12 protein-coding genes are annotated in these 18,581 nt (G+C 71.8%); 4 read left to right on the plus strand and 8 right to left on the minus strand.

Annotated elements, in window-relative coordinates; genetic code table 11:
* Positions 1–21 precede the first annotated feature (21 nt).
* The 6 genes from OIE67_RS32600 to OIE67_RS32625 all read right to left on the minus strand — a co-directional run bounded on the left by OIE67_RS32600 (position 22) and on the right by OIE67_RS32625 (position 10,649).
* Positions 22–711: a hypothetical protein gene (locus OIE67_RS32600; RefSeq protein ID WP_326627664.1), complete on the minus strand. Its 690-nt coding sequence runs from the start codon at positions 709–711 to the stop codon at positions 22–24.
* 52 nt (positions 712–763) lie between these two features.
* Positions 764–2,410 carry an ABC transporter substrate-binding protein gene (locus OIE67_RS32605; RefSeq protein ID WP_326627666.1) on the minus strand — a complete coding sequence of 549 codons (1,647 nt, stop codon included), beginning with the start codon at positions 2,408–2,410 and terminating at the stop codon, positions 764–766.
* Between the two features lie 51 nt (positions 2,411–2,461).
* Positions 2,462–3,340, minus strand: a complete 879-nt coding sequence (locus OIE67_RS32610) for a carbohydrate ABC transporter permease (RefSeq protein WP_326627668.1) — start codon at positions 3,338–3,340, stop codon at positions 2,462–2,464.
* On the minus strand, positions 3,337–4,323 hold the full coding sequence (locus tag OIE67_RS32615) for an ABC transporter permease (protein WP_326627669.1): 987 nt from the start codon (positions 4,321–4,323) through the stop codon (positions 3,337–3,339). Before OIE67_RS32615 ends, OIE67_RS32610 begins: the two co-directional genes overlap by 4 nt.
* The gene (locus OIE67_RS32620; RefSeq protein WP_326627671.1) at positions 4,320–6,683 is read right to left on the minus strand and encodes a beta-xylosidase/alpha-l-arabinosidase; all 2,364 of its coding nucleotides are present in this window, start codon (positions 6,681–6,683) and stop codon (positions 4,320–4,322) included. Before OIE67_RS32620 ends, OIE67_RS32615 begins: the two co-directional genes overlap by 4 nt.
* Before the next feature lie 261 nt (positions 6,684–6,944).
* On the minus strand, positions 6,945–10,649 hold the full coding sequence (locus OIE67_RS32625; protein ID WP_326627673.1) for a BTAD domain-containing putative transcriptional regulator: 3,705 nt from the start codon (positions 10,647–10,649) through the stop codon (positions 6,945–6,947).
* Between the two features lie 112 nt (positions 10,650–10,761).
* On the opposite strand from OIE67_RS32625, the gene OIE67_RS32630 reads away from it, so the two are divergent.
* Positions 10,762–11,643: an alpha/beta fold hydrolase gene (locus OIE67_RS32630; protein WP_326627676.1), complete on the plus strand. Its 882-nt coding sequence runs from the start codon at positions 10,762–10,764 to the stop codon at positions 11,641–11,643.
* An 81-nt stretch (positions 11,644–11,724) separates the two neighbouring features.
* Here OIE67_RS32630 and OIE67_RS32635 read toward each other — a convergent pair whose 3' ends face one another.
* Positions 11,725–13,056: an MFS transporter gene (locus tag OIE67_RS32635; protein ID WP_326627677.1), complete on the minus strand. Its 1,332-nt coding sequence runs from the start codon at positions 13,054–13,056 to the stop codon at positions 11,725–11,727.
* A gap of 194 nt (positions 13,057–13,250) precedes the next feature.
* Here OIE67_RS32635 and OIE67_RS32640 point away from each other — a divergent pair, with 194 nt between their 5' ends.
* A complete protein-coding gene (locus tag OIE67_RS32640; protein WP_326627679.1) occupies positions 13,251–13,868 on the plus strand; it encodes a copper chaperone PCu(A)C in 618 nt (205 codons plus the stop codon).
* Here OIE67_RS32640 and OIE67_RS32645 read toward each other — a convergent pair.
* Entirely contained in the window at positions 13,857–14,570 is a 714-nt protein-coding gene (locus tag OIE67_RS32645; protein ID WP_326627681.1) for an IclR family transcriptional regulator, read from the minus strand. The genes OIE67_RS32640 and OIE67_RS32645 overlap by 12 nt on opposite strands.
* A gap of 82 nt (positions 14,571–14,652) precedes the next feature.
* Here OIE67_RS32645 and OIE67_RS32650 point away from each other — a divergent pair, with 82 nt between their 5' ends.
* Together OIE67_RS32650 and OIE67_RS32655 are read left to right on the plus strand one after the other, a co-directional pair.
* The gene (locus OIE67_RS32650) at positions 14,653–15,792 is read left to right on the plus strand and encodes a pyridoxal-phosphate-dependent aminotransferase family protein (RefSeq protein ID WP_326627683.1); all 1,140 of its coding nucleotides are present in this window, start codon (positions 14,653–14,655) and stop codon (positions 15,790–15,792) included.
* Entirely contained in the window at positions 15,789–18,575 is a 2,787-nt protein-coding gene (locus OIE67_RS32655) for an FAD-binding and (Fe-S)-binding domain-containing protein (RefSeq protein WP_326627685.1), read from the plus strand. The genes OIE67_RS32650 and OIE67_RS32655 overlap by 4 nt, the downstream gene beginning before the upstream one ends.
* The last annotated feature ends 6 nt before the right edge of the window (positions 18,576–18,581 follow it).

Here is an 18,581-nt window from a genome sequence, read left to right on the forward strand (position 1 = left end):
CACCGACCGGTGCAACGGCCGCTACGGGCGGGTGAACCGCTGCTGGACCTCGGTGATCATCGGGCCGGCGTTCCACAGGAGCGTCGCGGTGAGCACCGAGGCCAGCAGGGCCAGCACCGCCTCGGAGGCGAACAGCGTGACGCCCGCCGCCACGACGAGCAGGCAGGCGTCGGCCAGGGTGGCGCGCGGGAAGCGGCCCAGCGCGTACGCGGCCAGCCGGGCCACGTCCACCGCCCTGAACGCGAACAGCGACGTGATGACCAGCGCGTTGACCACCCAGAGCGTGGGCCCCGCCGCGACCGCGACCAGCAGCACCGCCCACCAGCCCGGCACCCCGGCGGCGGCGAAGTTGGCCAGGCTCGTGCCCACGACGGCCATCCAGGCCAGCCACGGCGCCCAGATCTTCAGCACGCCGGCGAAGTTGAGCCGGTAGCCGCGCCAGAACGCGCCGGCCGGGCGCAGGTCCGCCAGTTCGCGGCTGCGGTGGCGCAGCGCGTACAGGGCGGCGGACAGCGCCGGGCCGGCGGGGAGCAGACAGGCGGCGGCCAGCGGCACGTTGCCGGCGGACCGGTCGAGCAGCACGAGCGCCACCAGGCCGGGCACGGCGGTGAGCAGGATGAGCAGCTCGACGACGATCAGGGTGTAGACGAGCGCGGAGACCCGCGAGAGCGGACCAGTGCCGAACCGCCGTGCCGCTCCCACGTCGCTCATCGTGTGTCTCCTCTGCTGCCGGGGCCGCTTCGCTTCGGGGAGGACAGCGGGATCAGCTGCCGTGTTCCTTCTTGAAGCGCTCGTAGGCGGTGTTGACCAGGTTGAGGTAGGAGGTCGAGTTCTTGGCCTCCAGCTCCTTGACGTAGGCGTCCCACTCGCTGAGGTCGCGCTCGCCGAGGATGAACTTGAGCGTGTTCTGGGTGACATGGTCCTTCAGCGGCGTCTCCCACAGCGAGGCCTGCTCGCGCTCCTCCTCGGTGAACGGCGCGGCCGGCTCGACCGGCCACGGCTTGCGGGTGTTCATCACCTTCTGGAACTCCAGCTCCTCGTCCGAGAAGGTGGATTCGAGCAGCGCGGTCGGGCCGCCGTAGGCGAACACGCCGTTGCCGAAGCCGAAGTCCTTCTGCAGGTGCTTGGGCGCGCCCGCGTTCAGGCCGACGTAGTCGACGTCCTTGGTGAGCTTGTACTTGCCCGAGGCGTCCTTCGTGAACGTGGTGCCCTCGACGCCCCACTTGCCGAACTCCTGGCCCGCGTCGGAGTACCAGAGCCAGTCGATGAACTGCATCATGGCGACGAAGTTCTTGCTCTCCGTGGCCTTCTTGGAGATCATGATGCCGTTCTCCAGCCGGGTGGCGATCTTGTACTCGCCGATCGGCCCGAGCGGGACCGGGATCTTGACGATCTTTGCTTCGGGGATGTTCTCGGTCAGCGGGCCCCGGTAGTCGTTGATCAGCGACTGCGCGTTCGTGCTGATCACGAAGGACTTGCCGGAGACGAACTTCTGCTTGGCCGCGTCGTCCTGCTGGGTGAAGCTCTCGGGGTCGAGCAGCTTCTCCTTCACCAGCTTGTTCAGGTACTCCAGCGTCTGCTTGTACTGCGGCATCGCTCCCGTGTACGCCCACTTGCCGGCCGTGACGTCCCACATGGCGTGCTGGTACTCCCAGCCGCCCTTGGTGCCGTACGCCTGGGCGATCAGCTTGATGATGTTGCCGCCCGGCGTGGGCACGCCCCAGCGGTCGGTCATCGGGTAGAGGTCGGGATATTCCGCCTTCATCGCCTTGAGCATGGCGTAGAAGTCGTCGAGGGTCTTGGGGATCTCGATCTTGAGCTTGTCCAGGATGTCGGTGCGTACCGCGAAGGAGTAGTCGACCCAGACGTTCTCGTGCAGGCCGGGCAGCAGGTAGACGCGGCCGTCCGACTGCATGATCGAGTTCAGCTCGGGCTGGAGCTGCCACTTGGCGACGCGGTCCTTGAAGTTCGGCATCAGCTCGAAGTAGTCGCTGACCGGCAGGACGGCGCCGGAGGCGACGAACGCCTCCTCCTGCGGGTGGTAGGTCTTCGGGATGATCAGCGGCGCGTCGCCGGCGCCGATGATCAGGCTGCGCTTCTTCTCGTAGTCGCTGAGCGGCACCGTCGTCGGGGTGATGGTGACGTTGGTGCGCTTGGTGAGCTCCTGCCAGAACAGCCAGTCGTTCTTGATCGGGTAGAACGGGTGGTTGTTGTAGAGCATGCTGAACGACACCGGCTCGGTGGCCTTGAACTGCTGGCCGACGCCGTAGCTCGCCATCGCGCCTGCCTTGTTGGCCGACATGTCCGCGCCCTTCGCGGGGGCCTCACTGTCGCTGCCGCAGGCGGTCAGGGCGAGGGAGGCGAAGGCGCTGAGGCCGATGATCGCCTGACGCCGCGAGATGTCACGCATGTGGGGGGGATCCTTTCCCGTGGTTCTGCTGGGTGGGGAGGCGCCGGGAGGTCAGCCCTTGACCGCGCCGAGCATGACGCCGGAGACGAAGTAACGCTGGACGAACGGATAGATCACGAGGATGGGCAGGACGGTCAGGACGATCGTCACCGCCTGGATGTTGGCGGCCGCCTGCGTCACCTCGGTCGCCGCGGCGCCGTAGGAGTCGGAGCCGGTGGCGCCGGCGATGAGGTTGCGCAGGTAGACGGTCACGGGGAACAGGTCCGACTCGTTCATGTAGAGGAACGCCTGGAACCAGGAGTTCCAGAACGAGACCGCGTAGAACAGGATCATCGTGGCGAGGACCGCCTTCGACAGCGGCAGCACGATCTTCCAGAGGATGCCGTAGGTGTTGAGGCCGTCGATCGCCGCCGCCTCCTCCAGGTCCTGCGGCAGGCTCTCGAAGAACGCCTTCATCACCAGGAGGTTGAAGACGCTGATGGCGTTGGGCAGCACGATGGCCCAGATCGAGTTCTTCATGCCGAGGCCGGTGATCAGCACGTAGTTCGGGATCAGGCCGCCGGTGAAGAACATGGTGAAGACCGCGATGCCGATGAGCGCCTTGCGGCCTTTGAGGTGCTTCTTGGAGAGCACGTACGCGTACGAGGTCGTCATCACGATCGCGATGAACGTCGCGACGACCGTGTAGACCACCGTGTTGCGGTAGTTCGTCCAGAACGTCGGGTCCGACGCCACGATCCGGTACGTCGTCAGGTTGAACCCCTTGGGAATGAGGTTCACCTCGCCCGCGCTGATGGCGCCCTGACTGCTGAACGAACGGGCCAGGATGTTGACGAACGGATAGAGCGTCACCACCACGACGCCGGTCAGGATGAGGCCGTTGAACCACTGGAAGACGCGGTAACCCCGGGTCAGCTCGTGCGTTGTCACCACAGGCTCGTCCCAACTGTGCGGCGGGAGATCACGTTGGCCGAGAGGATCAGGACCAGCCCGACCAGCGCCTCGAACAGGCCGATGGCCGCCGCGTAGCTGAAGTTGCTGGCCTCCAGGCCCATCCGGTACAGGTAGGTGGAGATCACGTCGGCGGTCGGATACGTCAGCGGGTTGTACAGCAGCAGCACCTTCTCGAAGCCCACCGCCATGAACGTGCCGATGTTGAGGATCAGCAGCGTGACCGCCGTCGGCCGGATGCCCGGCAGCGTCACGTGCCAGATCTGCCGCCAGCGGCCGGCGCCGTCCATCCTGGCCGCCTCGTAGAGCTGGTCGTCGATGGTCGTCAGCGCCGCCAGGTAGAGGATCGTGCCCCAGCCGACCGTCTGCCAGACCTCGGAGCTGACGTAGATCGTCCGGAACCAGCCCGGGTCCTGCATGAACGAGACCTTCTCGCTGCCCACGAAGTCGAGGAAGGCGTTGATCGGCCCGTCCAGCGACGTCATCTGCATGACGAGGCCGGCCACGATCACCATCGACAGGAAGTGCGGCAGGTACGACACGGACTGCAGGAAGCGCTTCAGCGTGCGCCGCCTGACCTCGTTCAGCAGCAGGGCCAGCACGATCGGCAGCGGGAAGCAGAAGATCAGGGTCAGCGCGCCGAGGACCAGGGTGTTGGTGAACACGTTCCAGAACGTCGGGTCGTTCAGGAACAGCTTCACGTACCGCAGGCCCACCCATTCCTCGCCGAAGATGCTGCCGCCCGGCTCGAACTTCCTGAAGGCGATGACGTTCCCGATCATGGGGGCGTACCGGAAGATCAGGAAGAACAGCAGCGGCAGGATCGCCAGCGAGTACAGCTGCCAGTCGCGGCGGAACGCGGCCCGCCACGAACCGGCGGGCGTGCGCCGGCGCCGGCCCGGCGCCGGTCTCTCCTCGCGCGGCGCCTGCCTGGCCGCGTCCAGCGTCTTGGGTGTGGTCATCCTCGGCCCTCCGGTGAGTCGCGGTCGATGTGCGCCGGCACCCGCAGCTCCCGCAGGTGGCCGACCTCACGCTCGGCGCCGGTCAGGCGCAGCGGCAGGCTCGCCTCGAACCACGCGCTGGAGCGGCCGAGCCGCAGCTCGACGTCGCCCGGCTCGACGACGCGCCGGCCGCGCGTGCCGGTGAACGACGTGACGTCGGCCGGGACGGTGAAGCTCACCCGCGCGCTCTCCCCCGCCTCCAGCGGGACCCGGGCGAAGCCGATCAGCCGGACGACGGGCCTGGTCGTCTGGGCCACCGGGTCGTGCAGGTACAACTGGACGACCTCCGCGCCGGCGCGCGCACCGGTGTTGCGGACCGTGACCTCGACGCTCACCTCACCGTCCACCGCCCACTGCTCGGCCCCGCCCGCGACGCGGGCGTCGCTCCACTCGAACGTGGTGTAGCTCAGGCCGTGCCCGAACGGGTACGCGGGCGTCGGGTCCACGGACGACACCTGGGTCCGCTGGCCGAGCGGCGGCGACAGGTAGGTGGACGGCAGGCCGCCCGCGTCGCGCGGGACGCTGACGGGCAGGCGGCCCGACGGGTTCACCGCGCCGGTCAGTACCTCGGCCAGCGCCTGGCCGCCGCGCTGGCCGGGGAAGAAGCCGTACACGACGGCCGCGGCCGGCTCCAGCTCGGGACCCAGCGCGTACGGGCGGCCGGCCAGCAGCACCAGCACCACCGGTGTGCCGGTCGCCAGCACGGCCCGCACCAGCTCCGCCTGCACGCCCGGCAGGCGCAGGTCGGTGGCGTCGCAGCCCTCGCCGGACGTGCCGCGCCCGAACAGCCCGGCGCGGTCGCCGACGGCCACCACGCACACGTCGCTCGCCGCGGCCAGCTCGGCCGCCGCGGCGATGCCGGAGGTGTCGTCGCCGGTGATGTCGCAGCCCGGCGCGTACGCCAGCCCGGGGACCAGCCCGCCGAGCGCCTCGCGCAGGGACGGCAGGTCCAGGCCGAGGCCGTGCTCGGGGTGCGGGCCCACGTGCGCGGGGAAGGCGTAGCAGCCCAGCATCGCCATGGGGTCGTCGGCGACCGGGCCCACCAGCGCCACCCGGCGGCCGGGAGCCAGCGGCAGGATCTCGTCGGAGTTGCGGACGACGACGACGGCCTCGCGCGCCAGGCGCAGGGCCAGCTCCCTGCTCTCCTCGTCGTCCAGCCTGACCGCCTCGGCGGGCCCCGGCAGCGGCTGCCAGCCCTCGTCGAGCAGGCCGAGCTCCGCCTTCTGGGTCAGCACGCGGAGCAGGGCGCGGTCGATCAGCGCCTCGTCCACCGTTCCCGCCTTGACCGCCTCGACGAGCGGCGCGCCGAACGCGTCCACCGTGGGCAGCTCGACGTCGATCCCGGCCCGCAGCGCCAGCCCCGCCGCCTGCCCCGCGTCGGCGGCGACCCGGTGCAGGCGCTCCAGGAACCGGACCGCGAAGTAGTCGGCGACCACCGTGCCGTCGAAGCCCCATTCGTCCCGCAGCAGCCCCGTCAGCAGGCTTTCGTCGGCCGCCACCGGAACGCCGTCGATCTCGGCGTAGGAGTTCATGACCGACCGGGCGCCGCCGAGCCGCAGCGCCATCTCGAACGGCGGCAGCACGACGTCCGCCAGCTCCCTGCGGCCCATCTGGACCGGGGCCAGGTTGCGGCCGCCCCGGGAGGCGGAGTAGCCGGCGAAGTGCTTGAGCGTGGCCACCACCCCGGCGCCCTCCAGGCCGCGCACGTACGCCGCGCCGAGCATGCCGACCAGGTACGGGTCCTCGCCGATCGTCTCCTCGGTGCGTCCCCAGCGGTAGTCCCTGGTCACGTCCACCACCGGGGCCAGCCCCTGGTGCACGCCCGCGGCCCGCATCGACCGGCCGATCCGGCCGGCCACCTCCTCCAGCAGGTCGGGGTCGAACGAGGCGCCCCAGCTCAGCGGCGCCGGATACACCGTCGCCCGCCAGGCCGCGAAGCCCGTCAGGCACTCCTCGTGCACCTGGGCCGGGATGCCGAACCTGCTGGCCGCGACGATCTCGGCCTGCGAGGCGGCCAGCGACCTGGCGCCCGCCACCGGATCGACCGGCGCGGTGCCGAAGGGCCGGGTCAGCTGGCCCAGCCCCTGCCGGATCGCGTCGTCCCACTCGGGGCCGCCGCCCATGTCGGTCTGGTGCGGGGCGACGCCGCCCCCCGAGGCGTCGGCGCCGACCCACACCCCGACGAGCTGGGCGACCTTCTCCTCAAGAGTCATCAGCGGGACGAGCGCACCGGCCCGCTCGGCGGGTGACAGGCGCGTGTCCCGCCACCGGTCACTCTCGCCGGACGCCGAGCTCGCGTCGATTGGTACCTGGCCCCTCATGCCATCCCTTCGGCCGAACGACGGCGCCGTCCGCGGCGAGAGCGGGTGGTGGTCGCGCGGGGCTGACGCCGAAAGTTTTCGAGGTAAATCCATTTAATATTGCGGCAACATAAAGGGCCAGTCATGGCGTGTCAAGAGTGCCGCCAACCTGCTGTGTTACGGGTTGTTTCGTTTCAGTCCCGCCGCAGCTCACGGTGGGTTGGGACACTCGACTCCCGTAAACTTGCCCGAAACTTTCGGTGCCGGCGACGGCGGAGCCGCTCAGGCTCCGGCCACCGAAGTCGCCTTCCGGAAATATCCGGCGGCCTCGTCCTGCCTACCGAGGGCCGCGGCCAGGTGACCGAGATACAGGGCGACGGGGCCCAGGGTGACCAGCCCGCTGCCCGCGCCGGCCAGCTCCCCTTCGGCCGGCAACAGCCGTTCACGGAGCCGTTCGAGCAGCCGGCGACCGGCGGGGTCGATCGGCCCTTCTGCGGTCGCCACGACGGCGATGACGTGCAGGCAGGTCCGCGCCTCCAACAGCAGGTCGGGCGGTGAGTCCGGGACGGCGCGGGCAGCCTCGAACGCCTCGCCGCGCCGGCCCTGGGCGAGCAGAACCAACGGCCTGGCCCACCTCTCGTACGGCCCCCACTCAGCCTGCGCCAGCTTTACCACCCCGTCCGGCCCCCCATCCCGCCAGAACCACGCCCCGACCGCCGTCTCCCGGGACCGACCCAGATCGACCCCCTCCCCCGCCTCCGGGCACCAACCGGGATCGACCGCATCCCCGGCTTCCTGGCACCGGCGACGGTCGGCCGTTTCCCTGGACGACTTGGACCTCGCCAGGTCACCCACCTCCAGGCAGAGGAGGGCCAGCGGCAGGATGCCGTCCTCCACGCCGGGCATGCCGGTGCCGCCGAGGCGGGCGGCGGCCGTGCGGTAGGCGGTGCGCGCCTCGTCCGTACGGCCTAGCACGGCCAGGCGGAGGGCGGCGTACCAGGTGGTGAAGACCCCCACCAGCGGAAGGTCATGACGCTCGGCGAGCCGGTCGGCTGCCTCCGCGTGCCGGCCCGCCGCCTCCAGGTCGGCGAGCGCGGCACTGGCCTGGAGCAGGACCAGCCGCCCCAGCACCGCGAACGTCACCATCTCGTCATGCCCGTCGGACAGCCCGAGCAGCGCGGCGCCGATCGCGGCGCGCTCAGGGGCGAGCCCCGCCCGATGAAAGCTCTGCATGTAGCGGCCGTTGAGCGCATAGGCCAGCAGGGTCCGATCGTCGGACCTGCGCGCGATCTCCTCGGCCTCGCGCGCCGCCCGCTCCCCGCGCCGCCCGGGGTCGGCGCGCCGTTCCATCGCGATGGTGACGAGCAGCCGGGCCCGCTCACGCTCGTGCCCGGGAGGCAGAGCGGCCAACGTACGTTCGGCGGCGTCCACGAGCCGCGCGGACAGGGCCGGGTCGTCGTTGGCGGTCCAGATGGCGGGCACGTCGAACGACCCGATCACCTTCGCGGTCAGCACCGGATCCCCGATCGCCTCCGCCGCACCGACCGCCTCGGCCCGAAACCGCCGCGACTCCGGCAGTTCCCCACACACGGCCAGCGCCCTGCCCAACCCCATGACCGCCACCAGCCGCTCCCGCACACCCCCGCCGCCGCTGTTCCTGACGCCACCACCATCGACACCACCGGTCATGCCGACATCACCGCCACCGCCGAACCTGATGCCACCGGCATCGGTGCCACCGGCCGTTCTGACATCACCGCCACCACCGTTTTGGACTGAGAGCATGTCTTCGCCGATCTGGGCGGCATCCCGGCGCTCGGCGGAGATCTGGTCCAGGGCAGCCAGCGTCTCGCGCCACAGGCGGGCCGCCTCGTGCGGGGCCGATCTCCGTTCGGCGCGCTCGGCCGCCGCACGGGCGTAGCGGGCCGTACGGGCGGCGCCGGCCCGGCCCTGGGCGCGCAGGCAGTGGTGGGCGATGGTCTCCACGTCGCCGGGACGCAGACGTTCGACGATCCCGGCGGCCGTGGCGTGCCAGCGGGCGCGGCGGGCGTGCGGGATGTCCTCGTACAGGGCCTCCCGCACCAGGGCGTGCGCGAACCGCGACCGGTCGGCGTCCCGCTCGACCAGGAAGCCCGCGAGCAGGGCGGACTCCACCGAGTCCAGCACCCGGTCCTCGCCCGCTCCCGTCAGCGGGATCAGCACGTCGAGGTCGACCTCGTCGCCGAGCACGGCGGCCTGGCGCAGGTGCGTGCGGGTGACGTCCGGCAGCGCGGCCAGGCGGTGGCGGATGACGTCCCGCACCCCGGCCGGGACGATGTGCAGGGCCTGCTCACCCTCGCTCTCCCACACCCTCGTGAGCTCCCGCACGAAGAACGGGTTCCCGCCGCTGCGCGCGTGGATCGTGCGGGCGTCGCCGTCACTCATCTCGCGGGTGGCGATGACCCTGACCAGCTCGCGTACCTGCGCTTCGGTGAGGCCGCCCAGATAGATCCGCGTCGGTTCGGCGCGCGCGACCCTGCCCAGCGTCTCGCCCAGCCCGGGTGAGATCTCGGTCGAGCGGTACGTCCCCACGACGAGCACCGGAGCGGGACCGAGCTCGGCGGCCAGCATGGTGAGCAGGGCAAGGGTCTCCTCGTCCGCCCAGTGCAGGTCATCGAGGACGAGCAGCAGCGGTCGCTCAGCAGCGAAGGCGGCGATGGCGGCGACGATCCCCCGCCGCCGCCTGAACCACACACCCTGCGAGCCCTCTCCCCACCTGTCCCCCTCATCCCTGACCGACACAGACGAACTCGCAGCGTCCGTCGTGGCGGGGCTGGCGTCCCTTGCGGCGGCGGTCAGGTCGGCGTGGATCTGGGCCCATGGCCAGGCGGCGGGGGCGCCTGGGAGTTCGGGGCTGCTGCCCCACGCGGTGTGCCAGCCGACGCGCTCCAGCCGCCGGGCGAGCGTCCATACCAGCGCGGTCTTGCCGGCGCCCGCCGCGCCCGAAACCAGCACCAGTCCCGAGCGCCCCGCCACCACACCTGCCGCGGCCCGCTCCAGCTCCCCCAACTCCGCAACGCGCCCCACGAACGGACGCCCGCCGGCGCCCGGCCGGTGTGAGCGCGGGATCTGGTCGGCGGGCCCGGCAGCCGGCTGGTCCGGCTCGTTTCGAAGGGCGTCGGGTGCGCGCAGGACCCGGGGGCCCGGATCCGGTGTCGTCGCGTCGGAGAAGCCGTGATCCGACGGGCCGGCCGTCAGGTGGGGGGACTGGGCGAGGATGTCGGCTTCGAGGTGACGCAGGTCCTCGCCGGGGTCAACGCCGAGTTCCTCCCTGAGCGCCTTCCTGGCTCGCCGCAACGTTCCCAGCGCATCCCCTTGCCGGCCCGTCCGGTACAGCGCCAGGGCCAGGAGTCGCCAGCCGTCCTCGCGCAGCGGGTGGCCGGTCACGTGGGCCTCAAGGTCGGGGATCGCCTCGGCCGCCCGGCCCGAGCGCAGCACCGCCGACGCGCGGCGTTCCACCGCCAGAAGGCGCAGTTCGGACAGCCGGGCGGCCTCGCCGGCGGCCCAGCCCTGGTCGGCGAACTCCGCGTAGGCGGGCCCCCGCCACAGCCCGAGCGCCGTGTCCAGCGACTCGCGGGCCTGCTCGGCGGGCAGGTCGGCGGCCTGGGCCAGCAGCGACTCGAAGCGCAGGGCGTCCACCTCGCCGGGATCGGTGCGCAGCGCGTAGCCGGGAGGTGAGGTGATCAGGAGGCGGGAGGGGGCGCGGGGCGGGCGGCCGGGTTCGAGCGCCTTGCGCAGGTCGGCGACGAAGGTCTGCAGGGCTCCGAGCGCGCCCGCGGGCGGAACGTCCCAGAGGTCGTCGATCAGCCACGACACCGGCACCACCCGGCCCCTGGCCACCAGCAACCGCGCCAGCACGGATCGGTGCCGCGGACCCTTGAGCCGGATCGGGCCCCGGTCGTCGCGGGCCGTCAGCGGGCCCAGCACCCCGAATGTCACCATCGCCATCCAACCTATCCACCCAGGTGAAGCCGGCTGACCGCGTGCTGACTGGCTGCTGAGTGGGGGTGGGCAGGGTGGGGGCCGTAGCGAGACGGGTTCGAGACGGCGAGGAGCCGACATGTCACTCACCATTCCGGGGTTCGCCGGGAAACGCGTCACCGTCGCCGACGGTGTGGCGCTCAACGTCGCGGTCGGCGGGTCGGGGAGCCCGGTCGTGCTGTTGCACGGGTTTCCGCAGACTCATCTCATGTGGCGGCACGTCGCCGCGGATCTGGCCGCCGATCACACCGTCATCTGTCCTGACCTGCGCGGGTACGGCGACAGCGACAAGCCGCCGGCCGACGCGGACGGCACCACCTACTCCAAGCGCACCATGGCCGCCGACGTCGTCGCCCTGGCCGAGGCGCTCGGGTACGACCGGTTCGCGCTGGCCGGGCACGACCGGGGCGCGCTGGTCGCCGTCAGGGCCGGGCTCGACCACCCGGGCGTCGTCACCCATCTGGCCTCGCTGGACGTGCTGCCCACCCTGGACAGCTGGGACGTCATGCATGGCCGGGCGGCGGCGGTCGGCTTCCACCTGTATCTGATGGCCCAGCCGCCGGGCCTGCCCGAGCGGATGATCGCCGCCGAGGCGGACGCGTTCTTCGGGTACTTCCTCGATCTGTGGGTCAAGGACCCGGACGCGATCCCGGCGGACGTACGCGCGGCGTACCTGAAGGCGTCCCGGGAGGCGGTGCCGTCGATCGTGGCCGACTACCGGGCCACGGCGACCATCGACGTCGAGCACGACGAGGAGGACCGGCGGGCGGGCCGGCGGCTCGGGATGCCGGTGACGGTGCTGCAGCAGGACTGGGGGGCGGCGCTCGGGTTCGACGCCGCCGAGCGGTGGCGGGCCTGGGCGTCCGACCTGGACCACCGCACGGTCGGCTGCGGCCACTTCATGGCCGAGGAGGCCCCGGCCGAGGTGGTCTCCGCCCTGCGCAGCCTGCTCACCCGGTAATTGACGGGACGGACCGGCCGGCACGCCCTGCGCGCGGTCTGAAGGGCGCAGGGCGTGCCGGTCGCGGGCGGATGAGCGCGGCTATCCGGTCGTGGGTTTCACCTCGTCGTACTCGACCGCGTAGTCCTGCTGCGAGCGGTCCTTCAGGGCGAACGCCGCCACGATGCTGATCACCGAGCAGATCGCCATGTAGACGGCGATGGCGAACGAGCTCTGATAGGTCGCGTACAGCCAGACCGCGATCAGCGGCGCGGGCCCGCCGGCCGTCAGTGAGGCGAGCTGGTAGCCGAGGGAGGCGCCGCTGTAGCGCAGCCGGCCGGTGAAGCTCTCGGCGATGAACGTGGCCTGCGGCCCGTACTGGATGTCATGGATGGGCGCGGCCAGCACGATGGCCAGGAAGACCAGCGACGGGACGCGGGTGTCGAGCAGCGGCCAGTAGATGAACGACCACACCACCATGAGCGCGGCGCCGACGATGTAGAGCCGCCGGCGGCCCACGAGGTCGGAGATGTAGCCCCAGAACGGCACCGTGACGAGGGAGACGAGCCCGGCCACGATGACGTACGTGTAGACGTCGCCGGCCTCGAAGCCGAGGGTCTTGGTGGCGTAGGTGAGGATGAAGACGGTGAAGATGTAGAACGGCGCCTGCTGGCCGGTGCGCAGCAGCGCGCTGAGCACGATCTCGCGCCAGTTCTTGGCCAGCACCTGGCGTACGGGCACCCGCTCGACCTTGTTCTCGGCGACGAGCTTGGCGAAGACGGGCGTCTCCAGGATGCCGAGCCTGATGTACAGGCCGACGGCCGCCATCACGATGCTGAGCAGGAACGGGATGCGCCAGCCCCAGTAGGGGTCGATCGGCTGGAACACCTGCAGGGCCAGGTAGCCGAGCACGAGCCCGACGGGCACGCCGAACTGCGGCCAGCTGCCGAGGAAGCCGCGCTTGCCGCCGCGCGACTTGCCCCACTCGGTGGCGAGGAGCACCGAGCCGCCCCACTCTCCGCCGACGCTGATGCCCTGGAGCAGGCGCAGCAGGGTGAGCAGGATGCCGCCCCAGATGCCGATCTGCTCGTACGTGGGCACCAGGCCGACGAGGGCGGTGGCGATGCCCATGCTGAGCAGGGTGATGATGAGGGTGGCCTTGCGGCCGATGCGGTCGCCGTAGTGGCCGAAGATCGCCGCGCCGATGGGGCGGGCGGCGAAGCCGCCGAAGTAGGTGCCGAGGGCGAGCAGCAGGCCCGTCGTGGGGTCGCTTGTGGGGAAGAACAGCTCCGCGAAGATGGTGCTGGCGGCGAAGCCGTAGAGGAAGAAGTCGTACCATTCGATCGAGGTCCCCACGGCGGAGGCGATCACCGCCCGGACCAGTTGCCGTCTCTTCTGCTGACCTGTCGCGTCGGGTCCTTGCTGCTCAACCATCTACCGCTCCTGGGGTAGGTCGCGCGTTAACGGTGACGGTACATCAAGGATGATCGACGGTCACGAGGCGAAGTGATCGCGGATCGGCGCGGATCGGCGGCACGCGCGCGCACGCGGGCGAGGGGGATCGTGCCTGGTTGCGGCGGGTGTCCGGGGGTAGCGGAAGGGCTCTGCCGCATGAGGAGGACCTAGCGATGCGTCCGCGTCTCACCCCGCGTCTCACCCTGTGTCCCAGCCCGCGTCCCGTCCCGCGTCTCAGCCCGCGTCCCGTCGTCCGCGCCGTGCTCGCCCTGGCCCTCGCCCTGGCGGCCGGCGGCTGCGCGAAGGCGGGGCTCGACGAGGCCAACAGAGTTCCGCAGAACGACGGCGCGAACGCCGACGTGGGCGACAGCCTGCGTCTGCGCAACATCTTCCTGCTGCGTGGCGCCGGCCAGGACGCCTCCGCCCCGCCGGAGACCCTGTTCGGGGTGCTGGTCAACGAGGCCGGGCGGCCCGACCAGGTCGAGCGGATCACGGTCGAGGGGGGCGGCTCGGTCCAGCTCGCCGGGCCGCTCGCGCTGCCGCCGAACCAGCCGGTCGGCACCGGCAACCAGCCGCTCGGCACGGTCAGCGGCGTGCGGGCGGGGACGGTGCCGATGACGTTCACGTTCAAGGACGCGAAGCCGGTGCGGCTGATGGTGCCGGTCAAGACGCGGACCGGCCACTTCGCCGACCTGCCGGCCGCGCCCCAGGCCCCGCCGTCCCCGACGTCCCCGGCCACCGCTCCGCCCCCTCAGCCGGCCTCGCCGTCGGCGTCTCCATCAGCCGAGTGACTCGGTCAGCGTTCTGGCGGCCTGGGTGACGAGCTTGCCGTACTCGGCGCGCAGCGCCTCCGGCATGCGGCTGGCCGGGGTGGAGACGCTGAGGCTGGCGACCGGCCCGCCGGGGCCGAGCACCGCGGCGGCGACGGCGGCGATGTCGGAGCGCCACTCGCCCCGGTTGTCGGCGTAGCCTCGCGCGAGCACCCCGTCCAGCTCGGCCCGCAGCGCGTCGGGGTCGGTGATCGTGGTGCCGGTGTAGCCGAGCAGCGCGCCGGCGGGGCGGCGGAGGTGGGCGAGGACGGCCTTGCCGTTGGCCGAGGCGTGCAGGGGCAGCCTGATGCCGAGCGGCAGCACGATGCGCAGCGGCTTGTCGGTCTCGAGCCGTTCGATCAGCACGACCGCGTCGCCCTCGGGCACCATGAGGTGGATCGTCTCGCCGGTGCGCTGGCGCAGCTCCTCCATGACCGGCATGGCCGCGTCACGCAGCCCCAGCTCGGTCGTACGGGCGATCTGCAGCGCCTTGCTGGTGACCTGCCAGCGGGTGACCTCGCCCCCGGCGGGCCTGATCCAGCCGGCCTCGTTCAGCGTCCGCAGCGAGCGCTGCACCGTGCTCTTCGGCAGGCCGAGCTCTCTGGCCAGCTCGCCGACGCCGATCGGCTGGCGCGCGGCGACCTCTTCGAGCACCCGGAGGGCGTTGATCACGTTCTGCATCATTGACTCCTCTACGGGCTGATTTTAATGTTAATGAACCGCACGGCGGCACGCTGTGCCGTGTGATGGCACGGAGGTGAAGACGGTGGGCCGGCATTTCCTGCAGATCCCCGGGCCGACGAACGTCCCCGACCGGGTGCTGCGCGCGATCGCCCAGCCCACGATCGACCATCGGGGGCCCGCGTTCGCCCGGCTGGCGGGCCAGCTGCTGGAGCGGCTGAAGGTCGTGTTCGCGACGAGCGGCCCCGTCGTGGTCTACCCCTCCTCCGGTACGGGCGCCTGGGAGGCGGCGCTGGTCAACACGCTGTCGCCGGGTGAGAAGGTGCTGGCGTTCGAGACCGGGCACTTCTCCTCGCTGTGGTGCGAGATGGCCGCCCGGCTGGGCCTGGTCGTGGACCTGGTGCCGGGCGACTGGCGGCACGGCGCCGACCCCGCCGCGCTGGCCGAGCGCCTGACCCCCGACGTGGCCGCCGTCATGGTGGTGCACAACGAGACCTCGACCGGGGTGCGCAGCCGCGTCCCGGAGATCCGCGACGCCCTCGACCGGGCCGGTCACGACGCGCTGCTGCTGGTGGACACGATCTCGTCACTCGGCTCGATGGACTACCGCCACGACGAGTGGGGCGTGGACGTGACCGTCGGCTGCTCGCAGAAGGGGCTGATGCTGCCGCCGGGCATCGGCTTCAACGCGGTCAGCGAGAAGGCTCTGGCGCGCCGGGGGCGGCTGCCCCGCTCGTACTGGGACTGGGATCCGATCATCGCGGCCAACCGGCAGGGCTTCTTCCCGTACACCCCGCCCACCAACCTGCTGTACGGGCTGCGCGAGGCGCTCGTCATGCTGGAGGAGGAGGGCCTGGCGGAGGTGTTCGCCCGGCACGACCGGCACGCCGAGGCGACCAGGCTGGCCGTGCGCGGCTGGGGGCTGGAGGTGCTCTGCGCCGACGAGCGCGAACACTCCAGCTCGCTGACCGCCGTGCTGATGCCGGACGGCCACGACGCCGACGCGGTCAGGCGGCTGATCCTGGAGCGCTACGACATGTCGCTCGGGACGGGTCTCGGGCGGCTGGCCGGGCGCGTCTTCAGGATCGGGCATCTCGGCCACTTCAACGACCTCATGCTGGCCGGCACGCTGAGCGGGGTCGAGATGGGGCTGCGCGCGGCCGGAGTGCCGATCAAGGAGGGCGGCGTCAGGGCGGCGCTGGCCCATCTGGAGGCCGCCCGATGAGCCTGGCGCGACCAGACAGCCTGGCCCGCGAGCTGGCCCCGATCCTGTCCGGTGACGTCAGGGACGACCCCTACACCAGGCACCTCTACTCCTCCGACGCCAGCATGTACGCCATCGAGCCGCTGGCCGTCGCCTTCCCCCGCCACGCCGACGACGTGCAGGCCCTGGTCGCGGCCTGCGGCGAGCTGGGCGTGCCGGTCCTGCCGCGCGGGGCGGGCACCAGCCTGGCCGGGCAGACCGTGGGCGCGGCGGTGATCGTGGACTTCTCCCGGCACATGAACCGCATCCTGGAGATCGACGGCCGCACCGCCCGGGTGCAGCCCGGCGTCGTTCAGGACCAGCTCAACCGGGCCGCCCGCAAGCACGGGCTGATGTTCGGCCCCGACACCTCCACCAGCAACCGGGCCACGATCGGCGGGATGATCGGCAACAACTCCGCCGGCAGCCACTCCGTCCTGTACGGCTCCACCATCGACCACGTGCGGGCGCTGCGGGTCGTGCTCGCCGACGCCACCACCCCCGACCTGGCCACCGACGCCCGGCTGAACGGCGCGGTCGCCGAGGTGCTGGGCGGGCTCGACCTGTCGGGCTTCCCGCGCTTCTGGCGGCACTCGGGCGGCTACCGGCTCGACGCCGCCGCCGGCGGCGACCTGACCAAGCTGATGGTCGGCTCGGAGGGCACCCTGGCCGTGGTCACCGAGGCCACGGTGGGGCTGGTGGAGCTGCCCAGGGCCAAGGCCATCGCCGTCGGCCACTTCACCTCGACCCCGGCCGCCATCGCCGCCACCGCCGACGCCCTGTCGTTCGGCGCCGCCTCGGTCGAGCTGCTGGACAAGGCCATCCTCGACCTGTCCAGGCAGCGGGTGGACTACGCGGGCCTGGGCGACATCCTGGAGGGCGAGCCGCGGGCGCTGCTGTTCGTGGAGTTCTTCGGCGACGGGCCGGCCGAGGTGGCCGACCGCGTCGGCAAGCTCGCCGCCACCTGGAAGGCGAACGGCCACGGCTACCACACGCTCAAGGCCGTCACCGCGCGGGAGCAGTGGGCGGTGCTCAAGGTGCGCAAGGCGGGACTCGGCCTGCTGATGGCCTCCAGCGTCGGCAGCCGCAGGCCGCTCGCCTTCGTGGAGGACACGGCCGTGCCGCCCGACCGGCTGGTGCCGTACGTGGAGGAGTTCGCCCGGATCCTCGACCGCCACGGGCTGAACGCCGGCTTCTACGGCCACTGCTCGGTCGGCTGCCTGCACATCCGCCCGTTCGTCGACCTGCGCGCGCCCGGCGGGATCGAGACGATGCGGGCGGTGGCCGAGGAGGTCGCCGAGCTGGCCGCCAGGCACGGCGGCGTCAACTCCAGCGAGCACGGCGACGGGCTGGCCCGCTCCGAGTTCAACCGGCGGCTGTTCGGCGACCCGATCTACGAGGCGATGCGGCGGGTCAAGCAGATCTTCGACCCCCATGGCAGGCTCAACCCCGGCAAGATCGTGGACGCGCCGCCGATGACCGACCATCTGCGCGACCCCGCGCGGCCCGAGCCGAAGCCCCTGGCCACCACGCTCTCCTTCGGCCCGGGAGGCATGTACGCCGCGGCCGACCGGTGCATGAACATCGGCGTGTGCCGCAAGGACGACACCGGCGTCATGTGCCCGTCGTACATGGCCACCCGCGAGGAGGAGCACTCCACCCGCGGCCGGGCGGGCGCCCTGGTCAAGGCGCTGTCGGCGCCCGACCCGCGGCGCGAGCTGGGCGACGAGCGGCTGCACGGCATCCTCGACCTCTGCCTGGAGTGCAAGGCGTGCCAGTCGGAGTGCCCGCTCGGGGTGGACATGGCCGCGATGAAGAGCGAGTTCCTGCACCAGTACCAGCAGACGCACGGCGTGCCGCTGCGCTCGCGGGCCTTCGGCGCGATCAGGACGCTCAACCGGCTCGGCTCGGCCACCGCGCCGCTGTCGAACTGGCTGGCCGGCGCCGTACGCGGCCCGCTCCGCCTGAGCCGGCGCCGCCCCCTCCCCCGCTTCCGGCGCGACACCCTGCCGCGCTGGTTCTCCCGCCGCCCCGAGCCCGAGAGCGGGCGCGAGGTCATCCTGCTGGCCGACTCCTTCACCACCTTCACCGAGCCCGCCGTCGGCCGCGCCGCCGTCGAACTGCTGGAACGCGCCGGCTACCGGGTCCGCTTGGAGTCGAAGGGCTGCTGCGGGCGCTCCAGCCTCTCCAAGGGCCTGCTCGACCAGGCTCGTACGATGGCCGCGGACCTGGTCGGCCGCCTGGCCGCCTCCGACGTCCCCATCGTCGGCCTCGAACCGTCCTGCCTGCTCACCCTCAAGGACGAGTACGCCGCCCTGCTCCCCGGCGACCCCCGGGTGGCCGCCGTCGCGGCCAGGGCCAGGCTCGTCCCCGAACTGCTGGTGCGGGCCATCGACGACGGCTCGCTCGTGCTCGGGGACGCGCTCAAGGACCGCCGGATCCTGCTGCACGGCCACTGCCACGAGAAGGCCGTCACCGGCACCACCGCCACGTACGCGCTGCTGTCCAGGATCCCGGGGGCGGAGGTGACGGAGATCGACGCCGGCTGCTGCGGAATGGCCGGATCGTTCGGCTTCGAGGCCGAGCACTACGACCTGTCCATGAAGATCGGCGGCCTCCGGCTCTTCCCGGCGATCGCCGCGTCCTCGCCCGACACGCTGCTCGCGGCCACGGGGGTCTCGTGCCGCCAGCAGATCGCCCACGGCGCGTCCCGCACCGCTCTTCACCCGGTCGAGCTGATTCACAGGGCGGCCGGGCTGCCATAACACGTT

The organism is Nonomuraea fuscirosea (assembly GCF_035917475.1).
In the GTDB taxonomy this organism is placed as follows: Bacteria; Actinomycetota; Actinomycetes; order Streptosporangiales; family Streptosporangiaceae; genus Nonomuraea; species Nonomuraea fuscirosea.